The following is a 1022-nucleotide window of genomic DNA, read 5'->3' as shown; positions in this document are numbered from 1 at the left end:
CTGTTGTCTCGAAATCATAAGCAATCTGAGGCTTTCCTGGAACATTTGGACAAGAGAGATTGAGCTCTGTCAATCCTTTAAACTCACTCTCTTGGACTTTTTTCAAGATGGTATGTGTTTCCTCTGGAGACATGCCCACTAGGGAAAGGAAAAACGTTCGGTTTGGCTCTTTTTCCTGCAAGTCCAAAAGATAGTCCAGATAGTAGTCTAAGCCATTGTTTGGCAAGCCCATGGAGTTGATAGAACCAAGTGGAACATCCTGGTAACGTGGCTCAGGATTGCCCTGACGAAAGTCCAAGGTCGCTGTCTTCGTGACAAAAGTACCTGCTGCTGAGTTTTTAACCCCTTCAAGCTCTTCTATCATCATACAAGCAACACCCGCCGCATTCATCAAGCAATTGTCAAACTCAAAGCCAGCTATTTGTGTTTTCGTTGATACCATGATTCTAATCCTCCAGATTCCTTTTATTTCTAATATTATACCATACTTTCAGATTTTCTCTTTGAGAAACTAATTTCAATATAAAACGTTCGGTTTTGTAAATTGAGAGAATTTTTAGAAAATTTCCGTTTTTTTCTTTACACTGAAAAAAAATTCTGCTATAATGGCTCATGTAATAAAATATAACAACAAAAGGAGAACGATATGACATCTGCTAAAGAATATATCCAAAGCGTGTTTGCAACTGTGAAAGCTCGTAACGGGCATGAGGCTGAATTTCTCCAGGCGGTTGAAGAATTCTTCAGCACTTTGGAACCTGTATTTGAAAAACATCCTGAGTATATCGAAGAAAACATCTTGGCACGTATCACTGAGCCTGAGCGCGTAATTTCTTTCCGTGTTCCTTGGGTTGACCGTGAAGGCAAAGTCCAAGTCAACCGTGGTTACCGTGTTCAATTCAACTCAGCTGTTGGACCATATAAAGGTGGACTTCGTTTCCACCCAACTGTAAACCAAGGGATTTTGAAATTCCTCGGCTTCGAACAAATCTTTAAAAACGTTTTGACTGGACTTCCAATCG

The 1022-nt window shown here is 40.2% G+C and carries 1 protein-coding gene and 1 pseudogene; one reads left to right on the top strand and one right to left on the bottom strand.

Going from position 1 to position 1022, the window contains the following annotated elements; all coding sequences use genetic code 11:
* Positions 1–442, bottom strand: a pseudogene (locus tag SORDD24_RS01700) (dihydroorotate oxidase); the annotation flags it as partial.
* Positions 443–646: 204 nt separating this feature from the next.
* Between SORDD24_RS01700 and SORDD24_RS01695 the strand changes: the two are divergent.
* Positions 647–1022, top strand: a 376-nt coding sequence (locus SORDD24_RS01695; RefSeq protein ID WP_330997352.1) for a Glu/Leu/Phe/Val dehydrogenase dimerization domain-containing protein, incomplete at its 3' end; no start/stop codon positions are given.

It is taken from the genome of Streptococcus oralis (assembly GCF_001579175.1).
Taxonomy (GTDB): Bacteria; Bacillota; Bacilli; order Lactobacillales; family Streptococcaceae; genus Streptococcus; species Streptococcus oralis_O.
Note: the sequence above shows the minus strand (reverse complement) of the source record. Positions and strands in the feature narration are given on the sequence as shown.